General features: G+C 60.2%; 22 protein-coding genes and 1 tRNA gene. 10 read left to right on the top strand and 13 right to left on the bottom strand.

Features of this window, described 5'->3' with window-relative positions; translation table 11 throughout:
• Window positions 1-45: 45 nt before the first annotated feature.
• The 5 genes from VWZ85_RS16445 to VWZ85_RS16465 form a co-directional block, all read right to left on the bottom strand.
• Window positions 46-507, bottom strand: coding sequence for a DUF995 domain-containing protein (locus tag VWZ85_RS16445; RefSeq protein ID WP_416589165.1), 462 nt, complete (start codon window positions 505-507; stop codon window positions 46-48).
• A gap of 132 nt (window positions 508-639) precedes the next feature.
• Complete coding sequence (locus VWZ85_RS16450) at window positions 640-1,119, bottom strand: GNAT family N-acetyltransferase (protein WP_416589167.1); 480 nt, start codon at window positions 1,117-1,119, stop codon at window positions 640-642.
• Entirely contained in the window at window positions 1,119-2,963 is a 1,845-nt protein-coding gene (locus tag VWZ85_RS16455) for a M3 family oligoendopeptidase (RefSeq protein ID WP_416589169.1), read from the bottom strand. The genes VWZ85_RS16450 and VWZ85_RS16455 overlap by 1 nt, the downstream gene beginning before the upstream one ends.
• Before the next feature lie 162 nt (window positions 2,964-3,125).
• The gene (locus VWZ85_RS16460) at window positions 3,126-4,088 is read right to left on the bottom strand and encodes an alpha/beta hydrolase (protein WP_340544776.1); all 963 of its coding nucleotides are present in this window, start codon (window positions 4,086-4,088) and stop codon (window positions 3,126-3,128) included.
• Complete coding sequence (locus VWZ85_RS16465) at window positions 4,088-4,375, bottom strand: SCP2 sterol-binding domain-containing protein (protein WP_340544777.1); 288 nt, start codon at window positions 4,373-4,375, stop codon at window positions 4,088-4,090. The genes VWZ85_RS16460 and VWZ85_RS16465 overlap by 1 nt, the downstream gene beginning before the upstream one ends.
• Before the next feature lie 97 nt (window positions 4,376-4,472).
• On the opposite strand from VWZ85_RS16465, the gene VWZ85_RS16470 reads away from it, so the two are divergent.
• From VWZ85_RS16470 to VWZ85_RS16495, 6 genes are all read left to right on the top strand, one after another.
• Complete coding sequence (locus tag VWZ85_RS16470; RefSeq protein WP_416543152.1) at window positions 4,473-5,042, top strand: tetratricopeptide repeat protein; 570 nt, start codon at window positions 4,473-4,475, stop codon at window positions 5,040-5,042.
• 41 nt (window positions 5,043-5,083) lie between these two features.
• Window positions 5,084-8,092 (top strand): helicase-related protein, encoded by a 3,009-nt coding sequence (locus VWZ85_RS16475; protein ID WP_416589170.1) that lies wholly within the window; start codon window positions 5,084-5,086, stop codon window positions 8,090-8,092.
• Window positions 8,093-8,111: 19 nt separating this feature from the next.
• Entirely contained in the window at window positions 8,112-8,486 is a 375-nt protein-coding gene (locus VWZ85_RS16480) for an RNA-binding S4 domain-containing protein (RefSeq protein WP_416589171.1), read from the top strand.
• A 63-nt stretch (window positions 8,487-8,549) separates the two neighbouring features.
• Window positions 8,550-8,888, top strand: a complete 339-nt coding sequence (gene fdxA / locus VWZ85_RS16485) for a ferredoxin FdxA (protein ID WP_008559821.1) — start codon at window positions 8,550-8,552, stop codon at window positions 8,886-8,888.
• A gap of 364 nt (window positions 8,889-9,252) precedes the next feature.
• On the top strand, window positions 9,253-9,762 hold the full coding sequence (locus VWZ85_RS16490) for a CarD family transcriptional regulator (protein WP_340544782.1): 510 nt from the start codon (window positions 9,253-9,255) through the stop codon (window positions 9,760-9,762).
• Window positions 9,763-9,943: 181 nt separating this feature from the next.
• Complete coding sequence (locus VWZ85_RS16495) at window positions 9,944-10,717, top strand: ion channel (protein ID WP_340544783.1); 774 nt, start codon at window positions 9,944-9,946, stop codon at window positions 10,715-10,717.
• 20 nt (window positions 10,718-10,737) lie between these two features.
• Here VWZ85_RS16495 and VWZ85_RS16500 read toward each other — a convergent pair whose 3' ends face one another.
• The gene (locus VWZ85_RS16500; protein ID WP_416589173.1) at window positions 10,738-11,496 is read right to left on the bottom strand and encodes an adenosylcobinamide-GDP ribazoletransferase; all 759 of its coding nucleotides are present in this window, start codon (window positions 11,494-11,496) and stop codon (window positions 10,738-10,740) included.
• 99 nt (window positions 11,497-11,595) lie between these two features.
• Here VWZ85_RS16500 and cobT point away from each other — a divergent pair, with 99 nt between their 5' ends.
• Window positions 11,596-12,612, top strand: coding sequence for a nicotinate-nucleotide--dimethylbenzimidazole phosphoribosyltransferase (gene cobT / locus VWZ85_RS16505; protein WP_340544785.1), 1,017 nt, complete (start codon window positions 11,596-11,598; stop codon window positions 12,610-12,612).
• Window positions 12,613-12,641: 29 nt separating this feature from the next.
• Here cobT and VWZ85_RS16510 read toward each other — a convergent pair whose 3' ends face one another.
• The 3 genes from VWZ85_RS16510 to VWZ85_RS16520 form a co-directional block, all read right to left on the bottom strand.
• Window positions 12,642-14,534 carry a monovalent cation:proton antiporter-2 (CPA2) family protein gene (locus VWZ85_RS16510; RefSeq protein ID WP_416589175.1) on the bottom strand — a complete coding sequence of 631 codons (1,893 nt, stop codon included), beginning with the start codon at window positions 14,532-14,534 and terminating at the stop codon, window positions 12,642-12,644.
• A gap of 247 nt (window positions 14,535-14,781) precedes the next feature.
• Entirely contained in the window at window positions 14,782-16,002 is a 1,221-nt protein-coding gene (locus VWZ85_RS16515; protein ID WP_416534731.1) for a PAS domain-containing protein, read from the bottom strand.
• Window positions 16,003-16,064: 62 nt separating this feature from the next.
• Complete coding sequence (locus VWZ85_RS16520) at window positions 16,065-16,520, bottom strand: Lrp/AsnC family transcriptional regulator (protein ID WP_340544788.1); 456 nt, start codon at window positions 16,518-16,520, stop codon at window positions 16,065-16,067.
• A gap of 144 nt (window positions 16,521-16,664) precedes the next feature.
• On the opposite strand from VWZ85_RS16520, the gene hppD reads away from it, so the two are divergent.
• Window positions 16,665-17,765 (top strand): 4-hydroxyphenylpyruvate dioxygenase, encoded by a 1,101-nt coding sequence (gene hppD / locus VWZ85_RS16525; protein WP_340544789.1) that lies wholly within the window; start codon window positions 16,665-16,667, stop codon window positions 17,763-17,765.
• A 111-nt stretch (window positions 17,766-17,876) separates the two neighbouring features.
• On the opposite strand, the gene VWZ85_RS16530 is transcribed toward hppD, so the two are convergent.
• Entirely contained in the window at window positions 17,877-20,552 is a 2,676-nt protein-coding gene (locus VWZ85_RS16530; RefSeq protein WP_416589176.1) for a hypothetical protein, read from the bottom strand.
• Between the two features lie 169 nt (window positions 20,553-20,721).
• On the opposite strand from VWZ85_RS16530, the gene VWZ85_RS16535 reads away from it, so the two are divergent.
• Window positions 20,722-21,438, top strand: coding sequence for an SIMPL domain-containing protein (locus VWZ85_RS16535; RefSeq protein WP_340544792.1), 717 nt, complete (start codon window positions 20,722-20,724; stop codon window positions 21,436-21,438).
• A gap of 60 nt (window positions 21,439-21,498) precedes the next feature.
• On the opposite strand, the gene VWZ85_RS16540 is transcribed toward VWZ85_RS16535, so the two are convergent.
• The 3 genes from VWZ85_RS16540 to VWZ85_RS16550 all read right to left on the bottom strand — a co-directional run bounded on the left by VWZ85_RS16540 (window position 21,499) and on the right by VWZ85_RS16550 (window position 24,306).
• Window positions 21,499-22,791, bottom strand: a complete 1,293-nt coding sequence (locus tag VWZ85_RS16540) for an O-acetylhomoserine aminocarboxypropyltransferase/cysteine synthase family protein (RefSeq protein WP_416534734.1) — start codon at window positions 22,789-22,791, stop codon at window positions 21,499-21,501.
• A 172-nt stretch (window positions 22,792-22,963) separates the two neighbouring features.
• Window positions 22,964-23,953, bottom strand: coding sequence for a hypothetical protein (locus tag VWZ85_RS16545; RefSeq protein ID WP_416589178.1), 990 nt, complete (start codon window positions 23,951-23,953; stop codon window positions 22,964-22,966).
• On the bottom strand, window positions 23,950-24,306 hold the full coding sequence (locus VWZ85_RS16550) for a hypothetical protein (RefSeq protein ID WP_416595507.1): 357 nt from the start codon (window positions 24,304-24,306) through the stop codon (window positions 23,950-23,952). Before VWZ85_RS16550 ends, VWZ85_RS16545 begins: the two co-directional genes overlap by 4 nt.
• A 26-nt stretch (window positions 24,307-24,332) precedes the next feature.
• Here VWZ85_RS16550 and VWZ85_RS16555 point away from each other — a divergent pair.
• Window positions 24,333-24,408 (top strand) — tRNA-Thr (locus VWZ85_RS16555).
• Window positions 24,409-24,754: the final 346 nt, after the last annotated feature.

The raw sequence follows: 24,754 nt of genomic DNA on the forward strand, positions 1-24,754 counted from the left end.
GCTAACCGTCGCTACTCAGTCGGTCCGGCTCGCTGTCTGAGGCTGTCAGATGCCGTATTTCTTGCGCAGCTTGCGGACCTGTGACGAGATCTTGTTCCCGGGCTTCACGCGTTCGGCGAACTCCTTCGTCGGCTTGTACCATGATTGGTCCTTGTCGCTGTACTTCCACAGCTGGCCCTTGCTGTCTGCTACATGGCGGAAGCATTCTTTGTTCTGATCCCCGGACCCGCCTTCGCTGCTGTACCAGAGCGCCTCATAGCACAGCTGGCCCCTTGAGGTTGCGTACCATTTTCCCAAGCCAACGCTGTCTTCCCAAACGGCTTGGAAGCTCCCGTCAGGCGCCCAATACGAGCCCCCTTTGCTCCAGATCCATGTCTTGCCGGAATAAAGCTCGACAACCGTTTGTCCGCTTACGCGGTTTTTCCGGTCAGGGCCCGCTGCGAAAACCGGCGTCGCTGCCAGGGCTGACACAATCGCCAAAACACAAATTTTTTTGAAAATAAACATTACTCATCCCCTCAAACTGGTGAACGGCGAAACTATACCATAAATTGTCCGAAAATCCGACAGTGCGGTTCCAGGAGTGTAAAGGCTTTTGCTGCCTGGGGTGACCGCCACCTGGCGGCGATTGATGATGGTTTATTCGCGCGGTAGGGCCATCCGCAGGATGTGCTGCGGGCCTGCCAAGCCATGGGGATAGATGCCGCCGGTGTCCTGAAACCCGCCTTTCAGGTAGCAGCGGACAGCTGCGGGGTTCTGCATGTTGACCGTCAGCACCACGGCAGGACGATCCGGGTATTGAGCGGGCAAGTAGGTTTTCAGGGCCGCCACTGCGGCAGTGGCATAGCCTTTACCCTGCGCGCTGCGATCAATCATGAATGCGCGCAGGCCAAGTGTATCTGCTTCCGCGAAATCATAGGTCTCGTGGTATAGACGGTCGGTCTTGAAGAAGCCAACCGCGCGGGTGCCGTCGAGGATGGCGTGAAAATCCACGCCGTCCTCATCTTCTTCAAACGCCTGCGCCACGGTGCCGGAAAACCGGACTTGATCCGGTTCCACCTGGATATGGGCGACCAGATCAAATTCCTCGCGGGACACCGGGCGCAAGGCTATCGGCATCAGTCTTCCATCGCTTCCAGCTCGTCAATGAAACCGGAGATCATGGAGAGGCCCTTGTCCCAAAACTTGGGGTCGGTGGCATCCAAGCCGAAGGGCGCCAAAAGTTCCTTGTGGTGTTTGGAACCGCCTGCCTTCAGCATGTCGAAATACTTGTCCTCGAACCCTTCAGCCCCCTCGGCGTAGACGGAGTAGAGCGCGTTCACCAGCCCGTCGCCAAAAGCATAGGCGTAGACGTAGAAGGGCGAGTGGACAAAATGCGGTACATAGGTCCAGAAGGTCTCGTAGCCGTCCATGAAATCAAAGGCTTCACCAAGGCTCTCGGCCTGTACCGACATCCACAGCGCGTTGATGTCATCAGGGGTCAGCTCGCCTTCGGCGCGGGCGGCATGCAATTTGCATTCAAAGTCATAGAACGCGATCTGGCGCACGACCGTGTTGATCATATCCTCGACCTTGCCTGCCAAGAGGATCTTGCGCTCGTTCTGGTCCTTGGCGTTTTCCAGCATCTTGCGGAAGGTCAGCATCTCGCCGAACACAGATGCGGTTTCCGCTAGCGTCAGCGGCGTTGACGACAGCATTTCGCCCTGCTCGGCTGCAAGTACCTGGTGCACGCCGTGGCCCAGCTCATGCGCGAGCGTCATCACATCGCGCGGTTTGCCGAGGTAGTTCAGCATCACATAGGGGTGCACATCGGTGACGGTCGGGTGAGCAAATGCCCCCGGCGCCTTGCCCGGTTTCACGGCGGCGTCGATCCAGCCCTTCTCAAAGAACGGCTCTGCCAGATCGCCCATGCGCGGATCAAAAGCGCTATAGGCATCCATCACCATCTTGCGTGCTTCCTCCCATTTGACGGTGCGGGAGGTCTCCATTGGCAGCGGCGCATTGCGGTCCCAGACCTGCATCCGGTCCAGCCCCAGCCATTTGCGCTTCAGCTCGTAATAGCGATGCGACAGCTTGGGGTAGGCGGCCACCACAGCTTCTCGCAGGGCCGCGACGACCTCCGGCTCGACGTGGTTGGAGAGATGGCGTCCCATCTGCGGAGAGGGCATCCCGCGCCAGCGGTCCAGGATTTCCTTTTCCTTGGCCTGGGTATTGTGGACACGGGCAAAGATCTTGATGTTGTCGGAGAACACCCGGGCAAGTTCGCGCGCCGCAGCTTCCCGCTTGGTGCGGTCTTGTTCGGTGAACAGGTTCAGCGTGCCTTCGATGTTCAACTCTTCGCCGTCAACGGTGAAGGTGAGGCCGGCAATCGTTTCGTCAAAAAGCCGCTCCCAGGCGTCGCCTACAACGCCCAGATCATGCAGGAATTTCTCCAGCTCGTCAGACAGCTGATAAGGCTTCATCGCGCGAATACGGTCAAAAATCGGTTTGTACCGGGCGAGATCGCTGTTGGCGGCGAAATGGGCCTCCAGTGCCGCGTCTTCAATCCGGTTGATTTCAAGCGAGAAGAACACCAGCGGCGTGGTGAAGATCGTTACCTTCTCCTGCATGTCGGACATGAATTTGGCGCGACCGGCATCGGTCGTCAGCTGATAATAGCGCAGACCAGCAAAGGACATGATCCGCCCGGCGATGGCGTTGATCTTCTCGTTGCGCAAGACGCAGGCCAGCAGACCGTCGGCATCCAGATCGGCCAGTTTGCCTTCGTAGTCACTGGCGAAACTGGCGCATTCGTTCTCCAGCCAGTTGAGGTCGCGGTCCAACTCTGCCGCATCCTCAGAGGTGTAGAGGTCGCTCAGATCCCACTCAGGCAGATTGCCCAGCCCATCCGGCCCGGCACCGCCCGCAGCATTGGCGTTGGCGTCTCGCATCAGGTCGCGGTCAAGGAAGGGAGCGTTGAACATCAGGGCACCTCGGGCTGTTGTGTGTCTTCTCCGACATCTAAGCGCGAGGGCTGGGGATCACAAGCAAGCGGCCCGCGTCGGGCGGCGATTTATTGGCCGGGCAGGGGGCACTGCGCGCGAGATTTTAAGAACGCTGATCGCGTCAGCCTGTCCGGGGTAAACCTAGTCTGCGTATTGATCGAACAAACGGGTGATCTTGTCAAAAATGGCGCGGCGGGTTTCAGCCCCTTCCATCATCACCTCATGCTGCGCGCCCTCGACCAGATCCAGTTCGCCCCCCGGCCAGCGCGCCATCCGGTCATGAATGGCTGCCGTATTGACGATCTGTTCCTGTGTGCCGAGGAAGGTGATGCAGGGCAGTGCGGGTGAGGGCATTTTCGCAAGGGCTGCACATTCTCGCAGGCTTTCGCCCAGCCATCGGACGGTCGGCCCGCCAAGCGACAGATCGGGCTGTGCCGCAAGCTGATCCTGCATCAGGCGGTACATCTCAGGATCATTGGTGAGCGAATTGCCCTCGAACGGGCTGGCCTGCACATATGGGGCTAGGGTTGTCGTCGGGGTCCGCATTGCGCCGATGCCGAACCTGTCACCCATAGAACTGAGCAGCCGCGCCACGGGCCGCAGCGCGGGCGGGATTTGAATTCCCCACATCGGCGCGGAAAAAATGCAGGCTTTGACCGGAAGCCCTTCCATGACTGCGCGCAGACCGATGGCGCCGCCCATAGAATGGCCGAGGACGAACCATGGTTTCGGCAGAGCGAGCCGATCGGCCAGCTCAACCGCCGCCTGGACGTCTTTCTGAAAATCGCGAAAGGCGACGACGTGACCCAGAAGCCGCTCCGGCAGCATCCTGTCCGCCAGCCCTTGGCCGCGCCAGTCGATTGCCAGCGTTGCATAGCCTCGGCTTGCCAGATCCTGGGCAGCTCCGCCGTATTTTTCGATATATTCGGTGCGCCCGGGAAACAGCAGTAACGTGCCCTTCTCAGCGCCCGCAGGGCGCCAATGGCCCACGCGGATGCGCAGGCCATCGCTGGTGCTCACCCAATGGGCCTGCCCGCCGTCTGGTCCTCGCGCGATATCGGCAAAGAAGGGAGCGGGGGTCAGATCCATCGGGCGCGCGTCCATCAGGCCATCGCCGATGCCAGTTTCATCGCGGTGCCCATGTCACCGTCGATGGTCAGCTTGCCGCTCATGAACGCGGTGGTCGGGTTCAGTTCACCCTCGATGATGGACTGAAACGTCTCTGCGTCGGCGGTCATGGTGACCTCTGCCTCTTCGTCGGCGACGCGGGCCCCGTTCTGATCCAGCATGATGGTGCCCATGCCGGTGATGTCGAATTTGGCGGAGCCGTCAAAGCCACCATCCATTTTTGCGTTCAGCGTTTCTGCTGCTTGGGTCAGCGTTTCGCTCATGTTCAGTCCTCATTTTGGTCCGCAGCCTGCAAATTTATGTGAAGGATGTCCTTCCCACTCTGGAAAACGCAGGCTGCGCGGTTACACTTAACCCATCATGGTTGCAAAATTCTCCAATCTCAAAGCTATCGTGGCGGCAACGTCTTTGACAGTCCTGTTTTCCGTGCCTTTGCAAGGTCACGCTCAGGAGGTTCAGGGCGAGGCGGACCTGCTGGCCGCTTTGTCCGATGCCGACCCGCAGGAAGCCATCGGTCTGGACAGATCCCTGCAGGCGCTCTGGAACAGTAGCGGCTCGCCTGCGATGGACCTGCTTTTGAAACGTGGCAAGGACGCGCTGGACCGCGGCGATACCCGGATTGCCATCGAGCATCTGACTGCGCTGACCGATCATGCGCCAGGATTTGCCATGGGCTGGTACGAGCGGGCACGGGCGTATTTCACCGCGGGCCTCTATGGCCCTGCCGTGGCCGATCTGGAGCAGACGCTGATGCTGAACCCCAACGACTACAATGCGATTTTTGCGCTGGGGGCGATGTTCGAACAGTTCAATGACCCGCAAAACGCCTATGAGGCCTATAAAAGGGCGCAGGCTATACATCCGCACCACGAGGCGATAACCAGCGCGCTCGACCGGCTGAAGACCGAAGTCGAGGGCAAAGAGCTTTAGGGCGGACAGTTGAGCTCGGTTCGGGCGTTGAGGGCAATATCATGACAGGCACGCAGAGTTCCGGGAGCGCCCGGGTCCTGGCGGTTTTGGGGCCGACCAATACCGGCAAGACGCACTATGCGATTGAACGTATGCTGGGGCATCGCACGGGTGTCATGGGATTCCCGTTGCGGCTTCTGGCGCGCGAGGTCTATGACAAGGTCGTCGCCGCCCGTGGCCCGTCGGTGGTGGCACTTATCACCGGTGAAGAGCGTATCGTGCCGCCGCGCGCACAATACTGGATCTGCACTGTTGAGGCGATGCCCGAGGGGATGGGCTGCGATTTCCTTGCGGTGGATGAAATCCAGCTCTGCGCCGACCCGGAACGGGGCCATGTCTTTACCGACCGTCTGCTAAGGGCGCGTGGCACTCATGAGACGCTGTTTCTTGGCGCTGACACCATGCGCGGGCCGATTGCTGCGTTGGTTCCGGGCGTGCAGTTTATGCGCCGCGAACGGCTTTCGGATCTGGTCTATGCCGGATCTAAGAAGCTCAGCCGGATGCCTGCGCGCACCGCTATCGTCGGGTTCTCCATCGACAATGTCTATGCCATCGCCGAACTGTTGCGCCGACAGAAGGGCGGGGCAGCCGTTGTGATGGGCGCGCTCAGCCCCCGGACCCGCAACGCCCAGGTCGAGCTCTACCAAAATGGCGAGGTGGACTATCTGGTCGCGACCGATGCCATCGGCATGGGTCTCAATTTGGATATCGATCACGTCGCCTTTTCTTCGCTCAGCAAATTTGACGGTCGCCGGATGCGGCAATTGGCCCCGAATGAACTGGCCCAGATCGCGGGGCGGGCAGGGCGCGGGATGAGTCACGGCAGCTTTGGGGTTACCGGCGATGCCCCGCCGCTGGAGGATGGCGTCGCGCAGGCGATCATGGAACACCGGTTCACGCCGTTGAAGAAATTGAACTGGCGTTCCTCGGCGCTGCAATTCGGCACGGTAGAGGCACTGATCCGCTCTCTCGAATCAGCGCCTGACGATCAGAACCTGATCCGCGCCCGCGAAGCGGACGATCTTATCGCCTTGAAATCGTTGTCCCAGCAGGATGAAATTCTGGCGCGCACAACCAACGCGCCCTCGGTGCGATTGCTCTGGGATATCTGTCGCATCCCGGATTTTCGCGGTATCTCGCAATCGGAACATTCGGGGCTCTTGGGCGTTTTGTTCCAGTATTTGCACGACTCAGGCGTTGTCCCGGACGACTGGCTGGCGCGGCAGGTCAAACGGATTGATCGGGTTGATGGCGACATTGACGCATTGTCGAAACGTTTGGCCTTTATACGAACATGGACCTATGTCGCACAAAGGAACGGCTGGGTCCGTGATGAAAGTCATTGGCGCGGGGAGACGCGCGCTGTAGAAGACAGATTGTCGGACGCCTTGCACGAACGTCTGACTCAGCGATTTGTGGACCGGCGCACATCCGTGCTTTTGCGCCGGCTCAAACAGAAGGAGGCCCTTTTGGCCGAAGTGAATGATAAGGGTGAAGTGACCGTCGAAGGTGAATTCGTTGGTCGTCTTGAAGGGTTCCGGTTCTCTCCGGACAAGGGCGCACAAGGCGCCGAGGCAAAGGCGTTGAAATCCGCCTCCCTGCAAGCACTCGCACCGCATTTCCATCTCCGGGCTGACCGTTTTTACAACGCGCCGGATACCGAAATTGATTTTACCGATCAGGGCGGCCTGATGTGGGGTGAATATGCTGTCGGCAAATTGGTGGCCGGCGCCGACCCGCTGAATCCGCGCATCGAGGTGTTTGTCGACGATACTGCGGGCCCAGATGTGGCCCAGAAGGTCGAACGCCGCCTGCAACATTTCATCTCACGCAAGATCAACGCGTTGTTTGAGCCGCTGCTCAACCTGCAGCGCGACGAGGAGCTGACCGGCCTGGCCCGTGGCTTTGCCTTCCGCATGGTCGAGGGTCTGGGTCTGCTGCCGCGCGGCAGTGTCGCGCAGGAAGTGAAAGATCTGGACCAGGATGCACGTGGCGCGTTGCGCAAACATGGCATCCGCTTTGGCCAGTTCACCATCTTCATGCCGCTGCTTTTGAAGCCGGCGCCGACTCGCCTGCGGCTGGTGCTCTGGGCGCTGTCCGAGGGTCTTGGCGAATTCCCCGATGCACCGCCTGCCGGTCTGGTGACCGTTCCTGTGATCAAGGATGCTCCGCAGGGCTATGATACCATGTGCGGGTATCGCAACGCGGGCGAACGCATGATCCGTATCGACATGCTCGAACGTCTTGCAGACATGCTGCGCGCCGAAGACAGCCGTGGCGGGTTCGAGGCCAAGGCCGACATGCTGTCGATCACCGGCATGACGCTGGAGCAGTTTGCAGATTTGATGCAGGGGCTTGGCTATCAGGCCGACAAGGGCGAGCGGGTCAAGGCCAAGGCGGTTGACACCGTGGTCACCGAAACCAGCACGCCTGATGCGGACATCCCGGTGATGGACGCGGCGCAACAGGTTGAAAACACGCCTGCCGCCGCCCCGGATGAGACCGATACCGCTGCCGTTACGGAAACAGTTACCGCTGATGCAGACGCGCCAGCTGATGTTCCGGCTGATGTTGCGGCGATTGAGGACGCAGGGGTGGCACCGGTTGCAGAAACCATGGCCGACCCGGCAGCTGTTGATCCGATCCCCGAGACCGCCGAGATCGAGACCCCGGTTGGCGAAGCTGCCGATGCCAATGTCGACGAGCTGGAGATGGAGGTGTTCTACACCTTCACCTGGGGGCGCGCCCGGAAGACGGGCGGCCACCGCGGCGGTGGCCGTCGCGGTCAGGACGCTGGCGAGAGCGGCGCAAAGCGTGGCGGCGACGCTGCGCGCGGCAAGGGCAAACCACGTGGCGGCAAGCCTGGCCGCGATGGCAAGCCCGGCAAGAAGGGTGGCCGTCAGGATCAGGGCAGCAAAACCTATTCGGCCCGCCCGCCGAAGAAGGAAAAGCAGATTGATCCCGACAATCCCTTTGCAGCGGCGCTGATGGGACTGAAACAATCCGATTGATCGGCTGCTGGTGCCATGGATGACGCAGGTCGCTGAAAAGATCAGGATCGACAAATGGTTGTGGCAGGCGCGGTTCTTCAAGACCCGTAGCCTGTCCGCCAAGATGGTCAGCGCGGGCCATCTCCGTCTCAATGGCAACAAGATTGCAAAACCGGCTCAGAACGTCTCTCTTGGGGACGTTCTGACCTTCCCTCAAGGGCGCATCATCCGGACCGTCCGGGTCGAAGCACTTGGAACACGGCGCGGACCTGCTACAGAGGCACAGGCGCTGTACTTTGATTTGACCGAAAAACAGGACCCCGTGCCGCGTAATCCGCGCTACGAAGGAAAAGGTCGCCCGGATAAGAAAGAGCGCAGGGCGCTTGATCTTAGTCGCCGGGATGGCGCGTTTTGACATCTTGAAGCCGGCGCTCGGGTGAATTAGCTACAAGCCAAACAGCTACGGGACTCGGCCACCATGACTTATGTCGTTACGGATAACTGCATCGCCTGCAAATACACCGACTGCGTCGAAGTCTGTCCGGTCGATTGTTTCTACGAGGGCGAGAATACCCTGGTGATTCACCCGGATGAATGTATCGACTGCGGCGTCTGCGAACCGGAATGCCCCGCCGATGCGATCCGCCCGGATACCGAGCCGGATATGGACAAATGGGTTGAGTTCAATCGGAAATACTCCGAAATGTGGCCAGTCATCGTCTCCAAGAAAGATCCACTGCCAGATGCAGAGGAACGCGACGGAGAAGAAGGCAAGTTGGAGAAGTACTTCTCCGAAGCTCCCGGCGAAGGCGGCTGATAACAGCAGGTGTCTGCGGCTCCAGCTGGCTGGTTGCTTCGCGACTCACCTTTGCAAGACTGCGCGGTCCGGGAACGGGCCGCACCGGAGACCCGCCGTTTTATGGCATTTTTCGGGTCTGGATCCATTGGGACCATGATGTTTCACGGAGCGCTGCCTTTTTGTGGGGCAGAAAATATGATATACTCTTTCAGTAAATGACCAACCACGGATGTCCGCCTTGACTGTGCGCCCTGCGACGCACGGGTCCTATGGCGGTTTTTCTGCGGCATTTCTGTGGGTGCGGGTATTCGGATCACCGCGCGCGTAGATGTGTGGCAGCCCAGCCGACCCGAAGGTCGGCACAGAGCGAGGAAAGACCTGTATGACTAAATCGAAGAAGCCTGAATTCCGCCCTGACGACTATGTTGTGTACCCTGCCCATGGCGTTGGCCAGATCATCTCGATCGAAGAGCAGGAAGTGGCCGGCTTCACGCTGGAACTGTTTGTGATCACCTTTGAGAAGGACAAGATGACACTGCGGGTGCCGACCAATAAAGCCACCGAAATCGGCATGCGGTCGCTCAGCTCCCCCGATGTGATCGCCAAAGCCATGACCACGCTCAAAGGCAAGGCGAAAGTCAAACGCGCCATGTGGTCGCGTCGCGCCCAGGAGTATGAGCAGAAGATCAATTCCGGTGACCTGATCTCCATCGCTGAAGTGGTCCGTGACCTGCACCGCACCGATGACCAGCGTGAACAAAGCTATTCCGAACGTCAGCTCTATGAAGCGGCACTTGAGCGTCTGACGCGCGAGGTTGCGGCGGTTTCAGGTGGTGACGAAATCTCCGCCGCCAAGCAGGTGGACGAGGTGCTGACCTCCCGCGCGGCCTGATCCAGATCTGATCGCCGCAGGGTCCGATCCATCGGATATACGAACAAAGAAACCTAGGCCGCGCTCCAGGGCGTGGCCTTTTTCGTTTCTGCGCTATGCTTTAGGCGCTGGACATGTGGATCGTGACGGCGTTCGTATGTGACACGTCGAGCCAAGACCCAAAAAACGAGCAGAGAACACCATGACGGACCTAAAGACTCGCCTGACCGATCTCTATCGCGGGACCGACAGCGCGTCGGTCCGGTTTCGCTACGGGCTGATCGGATTTGATGCGGTTACAATTCTATTTTTCATGTCGACGGCCCATATTCCCCATGGTCCCTGGCTGATCGGGCTGAGCTGGATGGCCGGTGTCGTCATCGCTTTGGATCTGGCGGCGCGGTTCTGGATCAGCGGCAACCGCCGCAAACTGCTCTGGCGCATCTATACGCTGGCCGACATTGTGGTGCTGATCTCACTGCTGCTGGAGACGATCCTGCCGGGAGGGCTGGCTTTCCTACGTATCCTGCGAGGGCTACGGCTGATCCACTCCTATCATCTGCTACAGGACCTGCGGCGCGACAGCCGGTTTTTCCGCCGCCATGAAGATGCAATCATCGCGGGGATCAACCTCTTCATCTTTGTCTTCGCAACCTCGATGACGGCTCTTGTGTTCTTCATGGATACATCCGGCAGCGATTATCCCTACATTGACGCGCTGTATTTTACCGTGGCGACACTGACCACGACCGGCTTCGGCGACATCACCATGGCCACACCAGCTGGCAAGACATTTTCGGTTTTTGTCATGGTTGTGGGGGTGACTTTGTTCGTGCGGCTGGCGCAGGCGATCTTTAACCCCCAGCGGGTGCGCTACACCTGCAGCCAATGCGGATTGACGCGCCACGATATCGACGCGGTGCATTGTAAACATTGCGGCGGGCAGCTGAAAATCCGCACCAGCGGGGTGGAGTGACCGGAACCAGGCATGGCTGTTCAGCCAAACGCCGCCGCAAGGACCAGCAACCCGGAAAGCTCGCTCAGCTGTTGCGTCGCCCCCAGTACATCCCCGGTTTGTCCGCGAATCTTGGTACGCGCGGTTGCCGCGATCACGGCTGTCGCGGCAAGCATGGCCAGCAATACGCCCCAGCCTGACCAGCCCAGTATCAGCAGCGCCACCAGACCCGCAATCGCCAGCCCCAGCCCGCAGGCACGCCAAGGCGGTCGGCCGACGGAGGATGACAGACCCGAGCCGCGCGCATTCGCAAGCGCGGCCATGACCAGTGGCATCATGGCCCGGCTCAGCATTGCAACAGGCAGTAGGGCCCAGGGGGCGGCCGCCGCCAGAATGCTGGCGTACGCCATCCAGCGCAGGCCAACGCTCAGGATCAGGGCCAGAACGCCATAGGTGCCGATATGGCTGTCCTTCATGATCTCCAGCCGCCGCTCCCGCGTGAAGCCACCCCAGAACCCATCAGCTGTATCGGCCAGCCCGTCCTCATGCATCGCCCCGGTCAGCACCGTCTGCGTCAGCAGCGCAATCCCCGCCGCGACCATCGGGCTGAGCCCGAAGGCCAGCGCCATCATCGACAGAATGCAGGCAGGTACCGCAACGGCAACCCCGGCAAAGGGGAAGGCCCAGACCGCGTGCGCATGGCGCGCAAACTGTTGTTTTTGCAACTTTGGCATCGGCAAACGTGTCAACAAGATCAACACGAGTAGAAAATCTATGCCAGATATGTCGTTTTTTCGCATTTGCGGGCCTCACAGAGGGCTTGCGGTGTCAAGATGAACGGGTACATACGGATGATCCGCTTTACCTGCGACGACCCCTTCGATGCAATGAGGCTTTCAATGCTGTCACCGCTCTTTTCGCTTGATCACTTTCGTGCGCAGCTTGCGCAGGCCCCGGGGGTGGACGAACAGGCTGAGACCGCTGCCGCCGAGCGCAACAGTCAACTGACCAAACCGCCCGGTTCGCTGGGGCGGCTTGAGGATCTGGCAATCTGGTACGGCAGCTGGCGCGGAAGCGAGCGCCCGGTGATCCGCGCGCCGCAGGTGATCGTCTTTGCCGGTAACCACGGGATTGTGGAGCAGGGGGTGTCTGCCTTTCCCAGTGAAGTGACAGCGCAGATGGTCGCGAACTTCAAACACGGCGGCGCGGCGATCAATCAGCTGGCCAAGCTGGCAGGCGCCCGGCTAGATGTTCACAGCCTTGATCTTGAAAAACCGACTCAGGATTTTACCAAAGGCGCCGCCATGGACAGCGTCGAGCTGCTCAGCGCGCTTCAGACCGGGTGGAAGTCGGTGGATCCGGCTGCGGATTTGCTTGTTGTCGGCGAAATGGGCATCGGCAATACGACCCCCGCCGCAGCGCTGGCCTGCGCGCTGTTTGGCGGCGACGCTGCGGATTGGACCGGCCGGGGGACCGGTATTGATGATACCGGGCTTGCCAACAAAACCCGGGTCGTGGCCGAAGGAGTGGCCTTGCATGGCCCAGCCATCACCGACGGTGTCGAGGCGCTGCGCCGTTTGGGCGGGCGTGAGATTGCAGCCATGGCCGGGGCGATGACTGCGGCCCGCATGATGCGTATCCCGGTTATTCTTGATGGCTTTATCTGCTGTGCCGCTGCGGCCTGCCTGATGCGGACCCATCCGGCGGCGCTGGATCATGCGGTCGCGGGTCACCAGAGCGCCGAAAGCGCCCATGCCGCGCTGTTGACCCACCTGGGCAAGCCGCCGTTTCTCTCGCTTGACCTGCGCCTTGGCGAGGGATCGGGTGCGGCTTTGGCGATCCAGGTCCTGCGGGCCGCCGTTGCCTGCCACAGCGGTATGGCGACATTTGAAGAGGCGGGCGTCTCCGTCAGCTAGGCCAGGGCGCGACGGCGCAGGATCGGCGCTCAGGCTGACTTCTGGTCAGTGGACTTCTTGGCTTCGGCAAGCTCCAGCAGGGCTGTTTCCAGATCTTTTTCCAACTCGCGGGCGCGGGCGATGTAGGCTGGGTTTTCACTGGCCGGCGTGCCCGGGATCCAGAGGCCCGCCAGTTCCCGCACAGTATGGCGGTCATGCGCATAAAAGGTCTGTTCAGCCTGTGCGGCCTCATATTCGCTTAGGCCGATCTGCTCCAGAACGTAGCGCCCCGCGCGAAGCGAGCTGTCGAACATCTCGCGGACGATATCATTCGCCCCCGCCTTATAGAGCTCAAACACGTGGTTGCGGTCGAAGGCGCGCGCAACGATGTGCAGCTCCGGATGGCCGCGACGGGCATGGGCGACCAGCCTCAGCGCGGCCTCGCGATCATCCAGTGCGACAACCAGAACCTTGGCCTTGGCAATCCCCGCGGCTTTTAGCAGCTCTGGCCGGGTCGGATCGCCGAGGAAGCTCTTGACCCCGAACCGGCGCATCAGCTGTACCGAGGCCATATTGCTATCGAGCACAACCGTGTTGAACCCGCTGGCGCGCACCAGACGATTGACAATCTGACCAAAGCGGCCAATCCCGGCTATGATGACGGGACCTTCTTCGTCGATTTCGTCGGCGGCCTGTTCCTTGGGGTTGTCCTTGCTGTATTTCGACAGCACGTCATAAAGGATGAACAGAAGCGGGGTGATCAGCATCGACAATGCAATCACCAGAAGCAGCTTTTCCGACAGCTCGGGCGGAACGACATTGAGTTGCCGCGAAAATGCCAGCAGGACAAAGCCAAACTCCCCCGCCTGTGCAAGGCCCAGCGTAAACAGCCAGTGATTTCGTTTCTTCAGGCCGAAGGCCTTGCCGACAAAATAAAGCACTATGCCTTTTGCAAGGATGACGAGAAGCGCAAGGCCGATCAGATCGCCCGGCTCGGCCAGGAATAGGCGGTAGTTGATGCCAGCCCCGACCGTGATGAAGAACAGCCCCAGCAGCAGCCCTTTGAAAGGGTTGAGATCGCTTTCGAGTTCATGGCGAAATTCGCTGTTGGCCAGAACAACCCCGGCCAGAAAGGCGCCAAGCGCAGGCGAGAGACCAACCAGCGTCATCAGGAAGGAAATGCCGACGACGATCATCAGCGCCAGGGCGGTGTACATCTCCCGTAGATTCGATGCATGGATGAAGCGGAAGACCGGGCGGGCGAGATAGACACCGGCCAGCACAATGGACGCAATCGCGCCAATGGTGACCAGTGTCACGGCCCAGCCGGGCAGCCCTTCGACCAGAGAAAGCGTTGCGTGGCCGGAGGCCGCATGGGCTTCCTCGGCGCTGCGCGCAATGGATCCATCGCCAATGATCTGAGCGCCATGCTGGGCAGCGAGCAGGGGCAGCAGTGCAAGAATCGGGATGACCGCGATATCCTGTGTCAGCAGCACCGAGAATGTCGCCCGCCCGCCGCCGGTACGCATCAGGCCTTTCTCCGAGAGGGTCTGCAAGACGATCGCAGTTGACGAGAGCGAGAGCGCCAGACCAACGGCCAGGCTGACCTGCCAGGTCTCCCCCGCCAGCATGGCCGCGCCCATCAGGGCCACGGTGCTGAGAAGGATCTGTAACCCCCCAAGGCCAAGCAGTTTGTTCCGCATTGCCCAGAGCGCGCGCGGCTCAAGCTCCAATCCGATCAGGAACAGCATCATGACGACGCCGAATTCGGCGAAATGCCGCAGGTCTTCTGCTTCACTTCCGACGAAGCCAAAAACCGGTCCGATGATGATCCCGGCCGCCAGATAGCCAAGCACGGAACCGAGGCCCAACCGCGCCGCGATGGGCACCGCAATTACAGCGGCTGCTAGATAAATTGTCGCCTGATAAAGAAATGCGTCCATAGGCTTTGATATCGCAAGCATAGGGCGTGTTGGCAACGTCTAACATGCCGCCGTCCCGATAGCGGAGCGTTGCCGCCGGTCGGCCTTTCATACCACCGATCATGAGACCGGGCAGGGACACGGCCGTGGATGTCAAAATGCGGAGGGATCAACGAACCCCGGAGGCGCTCCAAAGCAAGGAGCGCCCCCGGTCAGGCGCGCGAAAGCGCCATGCGAAAGAATGAGCTGCGTAACAGCTTGGTCAGTCTCAGCGTTCCAGCGAGCGGATTTCATTGCTCAATTTGGCGATACGTTCCAGGCGATGGGAAATACGTTCCTGAAACACGCCGAGCTGGTCGATGATATCGGCCAGTGTCTCGCCCGATTCCGGCAGGCGGGCGCTTTCAATCTTACACAGGACACGGGTTGAGCTGAGGCCAAGAAAATGTCGGTGCATGACCTGACAGGCATGCATGATGCGCGAGGCCTCGCGGTCCACCTGATCCAGTCCTTTGCCCGCGCGCTCAAGCTGCGCAGCCACCAGTTCGGCCAGTACCTCACGCTCGCCCTGCATGTCGACATCGCCAAGGCTGCGACGCTCTTTCTGAAGCTGGATGTCGCATTCCTTCAGAACGCGAACCATACATTCGACAAACAGTGAATCATCGACGGCGGTTTCAATCACCGCAAAATTGCTGTCTTTCCCCATTACATGGGCCGCGAACCAATCCGACATCTCGCGCGACATAGCACCGTAGTTCTGCGAGAGCACGGTGACCGGACCGCCTGACGGCTCAATGCGCGACGCGATGACCCGCAGGTTATGCGGGATCGTGTGCATGGCGTCGAAATCTTTGATCAGACCTTCGGTTTCCGCAACAAGCGTCTTGGCGTTGGCCAGCATCTTGCACAGATCGACGATCATCTGATCCGGCTCGTTCTCCAGCCCGATGTCTCGTGCGATCAGTTCTTCGCTCATCGCTTTTGTGGCGAATTGGCGGTAGTTTTCGTAACCGTGTTCGACGATCCAGCTCTTCAGCCGTTCGGCGCTTTCCTCTGGCGACAGACCTTCGTCTTTTTCAGCAGCCAACAGCTTGGTATATAGGGCGCGCACGTTGTCAAAGATCTTGCTGCTGGGTTTGAGGCGGGCCGACAGGTAACCATCGCCGCAGGGCACGACAACCGCATAGACCCAGTAATACAGGCCATCCTTCGATTTGTTTTTGACGTAGGCGCCCATGGTCTGGCCGCTTTTGATCGTGTCCCAGAACAGTTGAAACACGCCCTTGGGCATGTCCGGGTGGCGAATGGTGCGATGCGGCGCGCCCAGCAGCTCTTCCCAGTCGTAATTGGACACCCTTCGAAATACATAGTTACCGGCAAGAATGACCCCGCGGCTGTCAGTGCGCGAGAAAAATACTTCGTTCAGCCCAAATGGGGCTTCTCCGCGGGAGGGGCGGCTTTCAATGCGACGATCTACAAAGGACACGGTCTCTATCCAATCTCTGAGTCTGTACCGTGTTTGTATATCGCACGAGTGTTCACGGAACCTTAAGTTGGCAGGGGGCCATCGCTTTTTAATTGTGCCATGACGATCTGACTTTGGACCCGCGCAACAGTGGGATGTGGCAGTAAAATTTCATGCAAAAGTCGATTCAGGGCGGCCAGATCAGTGCAAAATACCCTAAGTAAATAGTCCGCTTCGCCCGTCATCGTCCAGGCGGAGGTGATTTCCGGGCGCGATCTGACCAACCGGGAAAATCGCTCAGACTGTTCGGGTCCGTGGCTCTCCAGATGAACCTGAACAAACCCCTGTACGCTCAACCCCAACTTGTCAGGATCAAGCCGCGCCTCGTAGCTGCGGATATAGCCATCGGCCTCCAGTCGCTGCCTGCGTCGCCCCGCCTGACTGGCAGAGAGATTCAGCAATTCTCCCAGCTGCTGCGCGGTAAGATGGGCATCCTTCTGCAAGGCTGCCAGCAGTTTCTGATCGGTTGCGTCCAACATGTGCGGAACTTTCACGTAAATCACTAGATGAATGCGCGTTCTGCGCATCTGGTCCTAGGTGTAACCTAAACTATGCGCAAAACAAGCATCGGAATTGCGGTATTCTGGATGCAGCTACACCATTCTCGATCTGGAGGAAGCCGCATGGGTCCGTTCCCGCATAATGCCCCGAAGTCCGTCATCAGCGCCGAAAACCCGGCCGGCACCGATGGTTTTGAATTTGTCGAATTCGCTCACCCCGAGCCTCAGGAGCTGCGCGATCTGTTTACGCGCATGGGCTATGAACTGGTTGGTCATCATAAGGCAAAGCCCGGCGTGGAGCTGTGGCAGCAGGGCGATATCACCTATATCCTGAATGCCGAGGCCGGTAGCTTTGCCGAGAAATTCGTGGCCGAGCATGGTCCCTGCGCACCCTCGATGGGCTGGCGGGTGGTTGACGCGCAAAAAGCGTTCGAACATGCCCTGTCCAAAGGCGCCGAAGCCTATGAGGGCGACGACAAGACCATGGATGTGCCCGCGATCAAGGGGATCGGCGGCTCTCTGATCTACTTCATCGACCAGTACTATGACACCTCGCCCTATAACGAAGAGTTCGAGTGGCTGAAGCAGTCCAAACCACGCGGCGTCGGCTTCTACTACCTCGATCACCTGACCCACAATGTCTACAAGGGCAATATGGACAAGTGGTTCAAGTTCTACGGTGAACTGTTCAACTTCAAGGAAATCCGCTTCTTTGATATCGAGGGCAAGTTCACCGGCCTGTTGAGCCGCGCGCTGACCTCCCCCTGTGGCCGGATCCGCATTCCGATCAACGAAGATCGTGGCGAAACCGGGCAGATCGTGTCCTATCTGAAGAAATACAACGGTGAAGGTATCCAGCACATTGCTGTCGGGACCGAGGACATCTATGGGGCGACCGACGAAATCTCCGAACGCGGGATCACCTTCATGCCGGCGCCGCCCGCGAGCTATTATGAGATGAGCCATGATCGTGTCGTCGGTCATGACGAGCCTCTGGACCGGATGCAGAAACACGGCATCCTGATCGACGGCGAAGGGGTCGTTGACGGGGGCGAAACCAAGATCCTGCTACAGATCTTCTCCAAGACCGTGATCGGGCCGATCTTCTTTGAGTTCATTCAGCGCAAGGGCGACGATGGTTTTGGAGAGGGGAACTTCAAGGCTCTGTTTGAGTCGATCGAGCGCGAGCAGATCGCCAATGGAGAGCTTACAGGGGTAGAATAACTGTCCCTTACCCCACTGAATCAAAGAAGCCGGTCCTATGCTGGTCCGGCTTTGACAAGTCAGCTTCGAATGAGCGTCTTCAGTTAAGATGCAGCCCCTAGCCACTCGGAATTAGCCACTCGGAATTTTCAGCGTCAGATTTCGATTGCCTTTCTGGTATTGCAGCTGGCTGTCGCCGATAGCGACAACGCGGCCACCGTCGATCCGGTCTCCGACCTTCACCTTCTTGTAACGCCCATTGGGCATCAGGATCAGCGCCCGGCGATTTGAAGGGGTGCCATAGACACCAATCAGGTTCACGCGCCGCAGGTTGATCGCGTTGTCGATCGTGGCCTGACGGGCCACGGATGCACTGGACGGGATCCGGGGCGTCACGGTCTGCGGCGGGCTGCTGGCAACGGCTTCGGCAATGCTCGGCTCCGCGTTGCGCTGCGGGTTGCGTTGGGCACGATCGACCAGATTGGCAAAATTGGCCGGCCGCGCGCGCGGAACCACGGAGCGCGCAATGGCCTGTGCGGTTGCAGGCAGGCTGTTCTCTTCAGCGGGCTTCAGTCCGGGTGGGCGCGGGCGGGGACGTAAGGCGCCCAGTTCGGCGCGGCTCAACCCGCCGAGCTGGGCCCGTTCGTTCTGCTCAACCAGATCCCTTGGGCGTTGCTTCGGCCGGAGTTCCGACAGGATCGCCTGTCGCGCGGCTTCCTCTGCTGCCGCTGCAACTTCGGGGTCGGGGCGGGCCGGTGTCGGCGGCGGGACTTTCTCCGGGCGACCGAGGAACACCATGACCCCATCCGGGTTCAAGCTGCCTTCCGGAGTCGCTTTGACCAAGCCGCGCTCATCCAGTTCAAACTGCTGACCGGCGGCCGTTGGCGTGCTGACCGAACCAAGTTGCAGGTCGGTCGCGTAGAGATCCGGATCCGGCAGCGCGATGGCATCTTCGGAAATGTCTGTCGGGTCAATCGAGGCCACGTAAAGCGTCTCGAGGTTCTCCGCCCCCGGTGCCTCCGGCGTTTCGGGGGCGTGCTGCCAGATACCTGTGGCCGCATATTGGGCGGCGCGGGTCAGCGGTGTATCCTGTTCGGCGTCGCCCATTTCTGGGTCCGCCTCAGGTGCCAGCTCTGCCAGATCGAGGTCTTCGGTCAGCGTCTGCTCCGCCGCTTCGGGTCCCTCCTGTTCAAGCCGCAGGGCATCCAGAACCGCCGTATCGGTACTGGAAAGCCCATCCACGTCGCTCTCTGCCGGGTCGGAGGGCACGGCGGCGGCGTCATCGGAGATGTTGTCGAGCGGCAGCAGGGAACCATCGTCCGGCTGATCGGGAATGGCGCTTACCTGTGGGGCAATGTCGCCAGCCTCAGCGGTCTCGGGCGTGTCCAGAGGGACCGCGGTACCATCAGTCACGGCGTTGCGCGTCTGCTTTTCCGCAAGTATGGCCCAGGCGGCCACGATTGCCATGAATAGGAGCAGAGCCGTCACTAGAGCAAGCCCCAGGAAACGTGGTTTGCCGCCGATTTTTTTCTTTCTGACGCCTGCCAGCAGAGCAGCCTTGCCTGCTTCATGCAGGGATTTCTTATCCTTCGGGGTGTCCGTCAGGGAAATCTCAACCATTTCATCGCGGGGCAGGACAGGCGCTGGACCCGATGGTTTTGGCGCCGGGGGGATGATGGCCTTGGCGGCTGCGGGCGGCGTAACTATCGCCGGGGCCTTGCCCAGACCACCACCAGACCCGACAGGGCTATCTGCCAGGGCGATCGTGCCAAACGCCGCATGCGGGACCACGCGACCAGCATCAGGGGATTTGCCATTCGCAGTCAGCCCTGGTGTTGTAGCAGCGACCTTGCCCGACGGTTTATCTGACGGTTGCGCCGCGTCCGTGGAAGTTCCAGCCGGGCTCGACGCCACATCCGCCGCGGCAGTCGTGGCGCGCAGCGTTGGTTCGCTCCGGACTGCGCCCTCCTTGCGCCTGCGCGTGGAAAACCCGGTCGCGGCAGCGGGTTCGGCGGGGTCGCTTGGGGTGTCGGCTGTCGCTGACGGTGCGGTCTCTACCGCAGAGGCTTCGACAGTGTCGCTCGCTTCAGGCGCGGTTGTAGCCGTGTCCACAACCGCTTCGTCCGCCGTTGCGTCCTTGGCGGCAGCAGCGGCATCGGTCGGCAGGGCATCCGGTTGCTCGCCGGGTCTGGCCTCGGTGCCGTCAGACGTGCTTTCCACAGGCTCAGGCTCAGGCTCAGGCTCAGGCTCAGGCTCAGGCGGCGCGGCGGGGCCTATGTTGACGACCGCAATTCCATCAGGCTCAGCCGGTTCTTCCCCTGATTGCAGCAACGTCTGCGAGGCACCAAAGTAGGGCTCTCCCAGAAAATCCATATCGCCCGGTACCGCCACGAAACCAACCGGCAGAAACCCGTGCATCAGAGCAAAATCTTCGGCTTCCTGCAGTGTCTCCCGGGCCACTGCGGCCACATGCGTCTGCGATCCATCCTCGCTGAGGTCAAAGGCCAGTTCATCGACCCGATACGGGGTCGCCCCGTCCAGTCCCCGTTCGGCGGCGGCACGACGATCCGCAGTGTCAGTGACGCCGGTCTGAAGGGTCAGATAACGGATCTGATCATTGGGAATGATGAGCTTGCAGGCGATCGGCCCCTGGGCGTACCGTTCGCCCAGTCGGCGCAGGTCTGCCAATGCCTCACCCAGATCCTCCACATCCAGCGCAACCGTGCCAATCTGACGCCAGCCACCAGCGGCTCGCTGCAACAGGCAAACGCCGGTGGAGGACAGAGAGAGTGCAAACCCCGGTTTCATGATGCAAACACGCCTTCAGCTCTAATGTGCCCATACCCCAGTGTGGCAAGGCGATCTTGGCGCAGACCATACGGCAGAGCGGGCGCAAGGGAAAGGAAAAGACACCATTTCCCCCTTGCAGGCGGCCAATTGCCATCCCCATGTAACACCTCAGAAAGGGAGCAGTTCTATGAAAGCGACACATATTTTGGCCTCGGCCCTGGCCGTCGTGCTGGCAACAGGTCTGGCAAGTGCCGATGAAACCCGCATCGACCGGCAGATTGCCGTCACCGGGGACGCACGTATCGCGGTCACGCCCACGCTGGCAACAATCACGCTTGGCGTGACCGAAGAAGCTGATGAGGCCGCGCTGGCCATGTCGGCCGTCTCGACCAAGATGGTGGAGGTCGTCGATGAGTTGAGAGCGGCCGGCATCGCGGCTGAGGATATGCAGACCCAGCAGATCTCGCTCAACCCGGTCTGGTCGCAGGATCGCAGCTATGACGACGGGCGCCGCAAGATTACCGGGTTCTCGGCGTCAAATACCCTGGCCCTCAGGATCCGCGATCTGGATCGCCTGGGCGAGGTGCTTGATCAGGTGCTGAGGGTCGGCGCCAATGATTTCCGCGGGCTTAGCTTTGGTGTGGCCGATCCGGCCAAGGTGCAGGACCAGATCCGGGGGGCAGCGGTAAAGGATGCCCTGCGCAAGGCGACCCAGCTCGCCGAAGCCGCCGGGGTCGAATTGGGGCCGGTACGGTCGATCCATGACCGCGAGACCGGCGGTGGCCAGCCGATGATGGCGATGGAGATGGCCCGCAGCGCCCCTATGCCGATCGAGGCGGGCGAGCTGAGCTTTAGTCACAGCGTGTCGGTTGTCTACGATATCAAATCCACCGACGCCGACTAACCACATAGCAAAAAGGCCGGGTTACCCCGGCCTTTTTCATGTTTTGGCAGTGCCGTTGCCCTAGCTGGTGGCGGCGGTCAGCGCCTGATCCAGATCGGCGATCAGGTCTTCAGCATTTTCGATCCCGATCGAGACACGCACGACATTGGCCCCGGCGCCGGCGGCTTCCTGCTGTTCCGGCGTCAGCTGACGGTGGGTGGTGGAGGCCGAGTGGATGATCAGCGACCGGGTATCGCCAAGGTTCGCGACATGGCTGAAAATTTCGAGAGAGTTCACCAGTTTGACACAGGCGTCATAGCCGCCCTTGACCGCAAAGGTGAACAGCCCGCCGGTGCCCTTGGGATAGTGCTCCTTGGCACGGGCGTGATATGGCGACGAGGGCAGCCCCGCATAGGTCACATAATCAACCCGCGGATCCTGTTCGAGCCAGGACGCAACGGTTTTGGCGTTCTCGCAGTGGCGTTCCATCCGCAGGCTAAGGGTTTCGACCCCCATCAAGGTGTAATGCGCGGCCTGTGGGTTCATCGTCATGCCGAGGTCACGCAGACCGATGGCAATCCCGTGGAAGGTAAAGGCCAGCCCGCCAAAGGTCTCGTGGAACTTCAGCCCGTGATAGGCCGGTTCGGGCTGCGACAGCGACGGGAATTTGTCATTTGCCGACCAGTCGAATTTGCCGGAATCGACAATCACGCCGCCGGTGACGGTACCATTGCCGGTCAGGTATTTCGTGGTGGAATGCACCACCAGCGTCGCACCATGGGCAATTGGATTGCAGAGGTATGGCGTGGCAGATGTGTTGTCGATGATCAGCGGCACGCCCGCCGCATCTGCAACATCCGCAATCGAGCGGATATCGGTCACATAGCCGCCGGGGTTGGCGACCGATTCCCCAAATACGGCCCGTGTATCGTCATCAATTGCGGCCGCAACCGCATCCGGGTCGTCAAAATCGACAAATTTCGCTGACCAGCCAAAGCGTTTGATGGTCTGGCTGAACTGGGTGACGGTGCCTCCATAAAGGCGCGTCGATGCAACGACGTTACGGCCCGGGCCCATCAGCGGGAACAGCGCCATGATCTGTGCGGCGTGGCCGGAAGAGCAGCAGACCGCGCCGACGCCGCCTTCCAGGGTCGCAATGCGCTCCTGAAGTACAGCGACCGTGGGGTTGGTCAGGCGTGAATAGATAAAGCCAACTTCCTGCAGATTGAACAGGGCGGCGGCGTGATCTGCATCGCGGAACACATAGGCCGTGGTCTGGTAGATCGGTGTCTGCCGCGCACCGGTGGCCGGATCGGGCTTGGCGCCCGCGTGAATCTGCAATGTGTCGAACCCGTAGCTTGGCGCTTCAGACATGGATGTGCTCCCCTTGGATGGTCGAATACGTCTCGCGCGTAAGAACACTCCGCCACGGCGCGTAAGGCAAGGCGCAATTTGGACGCGCCTCTTGATCGGTGACGCCGGGGCCGATTGAAACAGCGCTGCCTGGCCCTTGGTCCTGATCCGGGGCTGCCAGCGGCGGCGCCGGTTACCGCATCCAGAAGCCTGCGGATTTGATCCGATTGCGCAGGGCCCGCTCCTTGCGAGGCAGGTTGTCGCGGTCAAACATCGCGCGCAGCTTGGCACCGCGCCTCTGGTAGATCATCCGTTTCATCGGCTCATATTGCTTCAGAACTTTCTTGATTTTGTTCGGGCTTGCCACGGTCTCCAGCGCGTCGACAACGGCGTCGCTCTCGCGCGCATATAGCAGCGGGAAGCTGCGGTAATGGCAGCTGGTCACCCCGTCGAGATATCCCTCCGGCAGCGTGTCGCGGCCACCGCCCAGGCTGTGTATGACAAGGGGCAGGGCGATCTGGTCCAGCCAGGGGTCCAGTGACTGCCCGATCAGCGCCATGGGCAGGTCGTCGCGGATTGATGTCGCATAGTCGAGAAACCGGCGCCCAAAGACCTGCGGACAGGCACCATAGAAATAGCCGGCATTGAAGTAGAGATAGCGGCGCCAGAAATTTTCAGGCTGGCTGAGATCGAGGCTGCTGTCAAAATCCAGATCGAAACGGTCATAGAGCGCCCGCCAGATTCCTGTCATGTCGGGCCCATAGAGCGTGGGCTTCGGCCAGGTGCCTTCGCGCCGCAGCGATGCCGAGGGCCGACCAAAATCAAACGGCAACTGATCAATCGGACCGGTGATCAGCGTATCACTGTCAAAGAAGACAAAAGGCTGCCCCTCCGGAAGCGCCAGAAGCGCCTCGATCTTGTTCCCATAGGGGTAGGCCTGACCAAAGACGTCGGACTGAAATGGCAGGAGGTCCGCCCCAAGCATATCCAGTGCCTGCAAGACCAGCTGGCTGCGGATGCTCGGGTCCTTGTGCCACTTGGGTCCAGGCTGCGGAACCGCCACATAGAGCCGCCCGGCAAAATCGGGAGCATAGTGTCGCAGAGAGGCGGCAAACAGCACCGCCTCATATTGCAACCGTCCGGCCTGTCCGATGATCATGATGTTGAAATGGGGATCGGTCATGTTGTGGCGTCCGGTTTTCTGGCGATGCGGTGTTCATATACTTTCGACACGTATGCGACATCCCCTGCAATGCGGTTGCGGCCATGATCATATATTTCCACCACCGCTGCCAGTAGGTCTCTGGAGAGATTGGCATCTGCTGCCTGACCGCCTGCCTGTCGAACCAGCAGGCGCAGGTTTCGCCTGAGCGCTACGATTTCGTCAATGCGCCTGCAAGGCAGGGCTTCAGCGGCCTCCTGTCTGACCACGACGAACACTGCGCCGATCGCTACGAGAGGGCACGGGCTCTGCTGCGAAATTGACGCCGCGAAATTCTCGGGTGGGTGACGAATTTTTCGTCTTGCACCCTCCATCCAGAGACGCTATCTCGCTGCCCAAGGCCCCTATAGCTCAGCTGGTAGAGCAACTGATTTGTAATCAGTAGGTCCGCGGTTCGAGTCCGTGTGGGGGCACCATTTACCTGACATAGCTGGTATGATCGATTGATTTACGCTCTTCGCAGTCGCAATCAGTTGATGGGATGCCCTCAGGCGACCTTCGGTCATGACGTGGGCCTTTCCGGCCCTTGCACTGCGGGCTGGCCTTTTTGGTACAGGACCTATCCGATCCACCGCCACCGCGCAGGGTAATCGACCTGACTGTGTTAAGAGGCCAGCGTGACTGTATTAAGTCATCCGTCATTATTTGACTGCAATTTAACGGTAGGGACGAATCGGTTAGCAGTGATGCAGTCAGGTGAGGCTTGTTTTCACGCTTGGGCGTAACCGAAGGGACAGCGCCAAAGAAACACGGGAAGGAGGA

The sequence above is a fragment of the Phaeobacter sp. JH20_29 genome, assembly GCF_048056175.1.
GTDB lineage: Bacteria > Pseudomonadota > Alphaproteobacteria > Rhodobacterales > Rhodobacteraceae > Phaeobacter > Phaeobacter bryozoorum.

Coding starts and splice junctions, on each gene's coding strand:
- VWZ85_RS16455 (WP_416589169.1), bottom strand. CDS start 2,963: ATGTTCAACGCTCCCTTCCTTGACCGCGACCTGATGCGAGACGCCAAC.
- VWZ85_RS16460 (WP_340544776.1), bottom strand. CDS start 4,088: ATGGACGCGCGCCCGATGGATCTGACCCCCGCTCCCTTCTTTGCCGAT.
- VWZ85_RS16490 (WP_340544782.1), top strand. CDS start 9,253: ATGACTAAATCGAAGAAGCCTGAATTCCGCCCTGACGACTATGTTGTG.
- VWZ85_RS16480 (WP_416589171.1), top strand. CDS start 8,112: ATGACGCAGGTCGCTGAAAAGATCAGGATCGACAAATGGTTGTGGCAG.
- VWZ85_RS16535 (WP_340544792.1), top strand. CDS start 20,722: ATGAAAGCGACACATATTTTGGCCTCGGCCCTGGCCGTCGTGCTGGCA.
- cobT (WP_340544785.1), top strand. CDS start 11,596: ATGCTGTCACCGCTCTTTTCGCTTGATCACTTTCGTGCGCAGCTTGCG.
- VWZ85_RS16540 (WP_416534734.1), bottom strand. CDS start 22,791: ATGTCTGAAGCGCCAAGCTACGGGTTCGACACATTGCAGATTCACGCG.
- VWZ85_RS16495 (WP_340544783.1), top strand. CDS start 9,944: ATGACGGACCTAAAGACTCGCCTGACCGATCTCTATCGCGGGACCGAC.
- VWZ85_RS16465 (WP_340544777.1), bottom strand. CDS start 4,375: ATGAGCGAAACGCTGACCCAAGCAGCAGAAACGCTGAACGCAAAAATG.
- VWZ85_RS16545 (WP_416589178.1), bottom strand. CDS start 23,953: ATGACCGATCCCCATTTCAACATCATGATCATCGGACAGGCCGGACGG.
- VWZ85_RS16470 (WP_416543152.1), top strand. CDS start 4,473: ATGGTTGCAAAATTCTCCAATCTCAAAGCTATCGTGGCGGCAACGTCT.
- VWZ85_RS16530 (WP_416589176.1), bottom strand. CDS start 20,552: ATGAAACCGGGGTTTGCACTCTCTCTGTCCTCCACCGGCGTTTGCCTG.
- VWZ85_RS16500 (WP_416589173.1), bottom strand. CDS start 11,496: ATGCGAAAAAACGACATATCTGGCATAGATTTTCTACTCGTGTTGATC.
- VWZ85_RS16450 (WP_416589167.1), bottom strand. CDS start 1,119: ATGCCGATAGCCTTGCGCCCGGTGTCCCGCGAGGAATTTGATCTGGTC.
- VWZ85_RS16550 (WP_416595507.1), bottom strand. CDS start 24,306: ATGGAGGGTGCAAGACGAAAAATTCGTCACCCACCCGAGAATTTCGCG.
- fdxA (WP_008559821.1), top strand. CDS start 8,550: ATGACTTATGTCGTTACGGATAACTGCATCGCCTGCAAATACACCGAC.
- VWZ85_RS16520 (WP_340544788.1), bottom strand. CDS start 16,520: ATGTTGGACGCAACCGATCAGAAACTGCTGGCAGCCTTGCAGAAGGAT.
- VWZ85_RS16510 (WP_416589175.1), bottom strand. CDS start 14,534: ATGGACGCATTTCTTTATCAGGCGACAATTTATCTAGCAGCCGCTGTA.
- VWZ85_RS16445 (WP_416589165.1), bottom strand. CDS start 507: ATGTTTATTTTCAAAAAAATTTGTGTTTTGGCGATTGTGTCAGCCCTG.
- VWZ85_RS16475 (WP_416589170.1), top strand. CDS start 5,084: ATGACAGGCACGCAGAGTTCCGGGAGCGCCCGGGTCCTGGCGGTTTTG.
- hppD (WP_340544789.1), top strand. CDS start 16,665: ATGGGTCCGTTCCCGCATAATGCCCCGAAGTCCGTCATCAGCGCCGAA.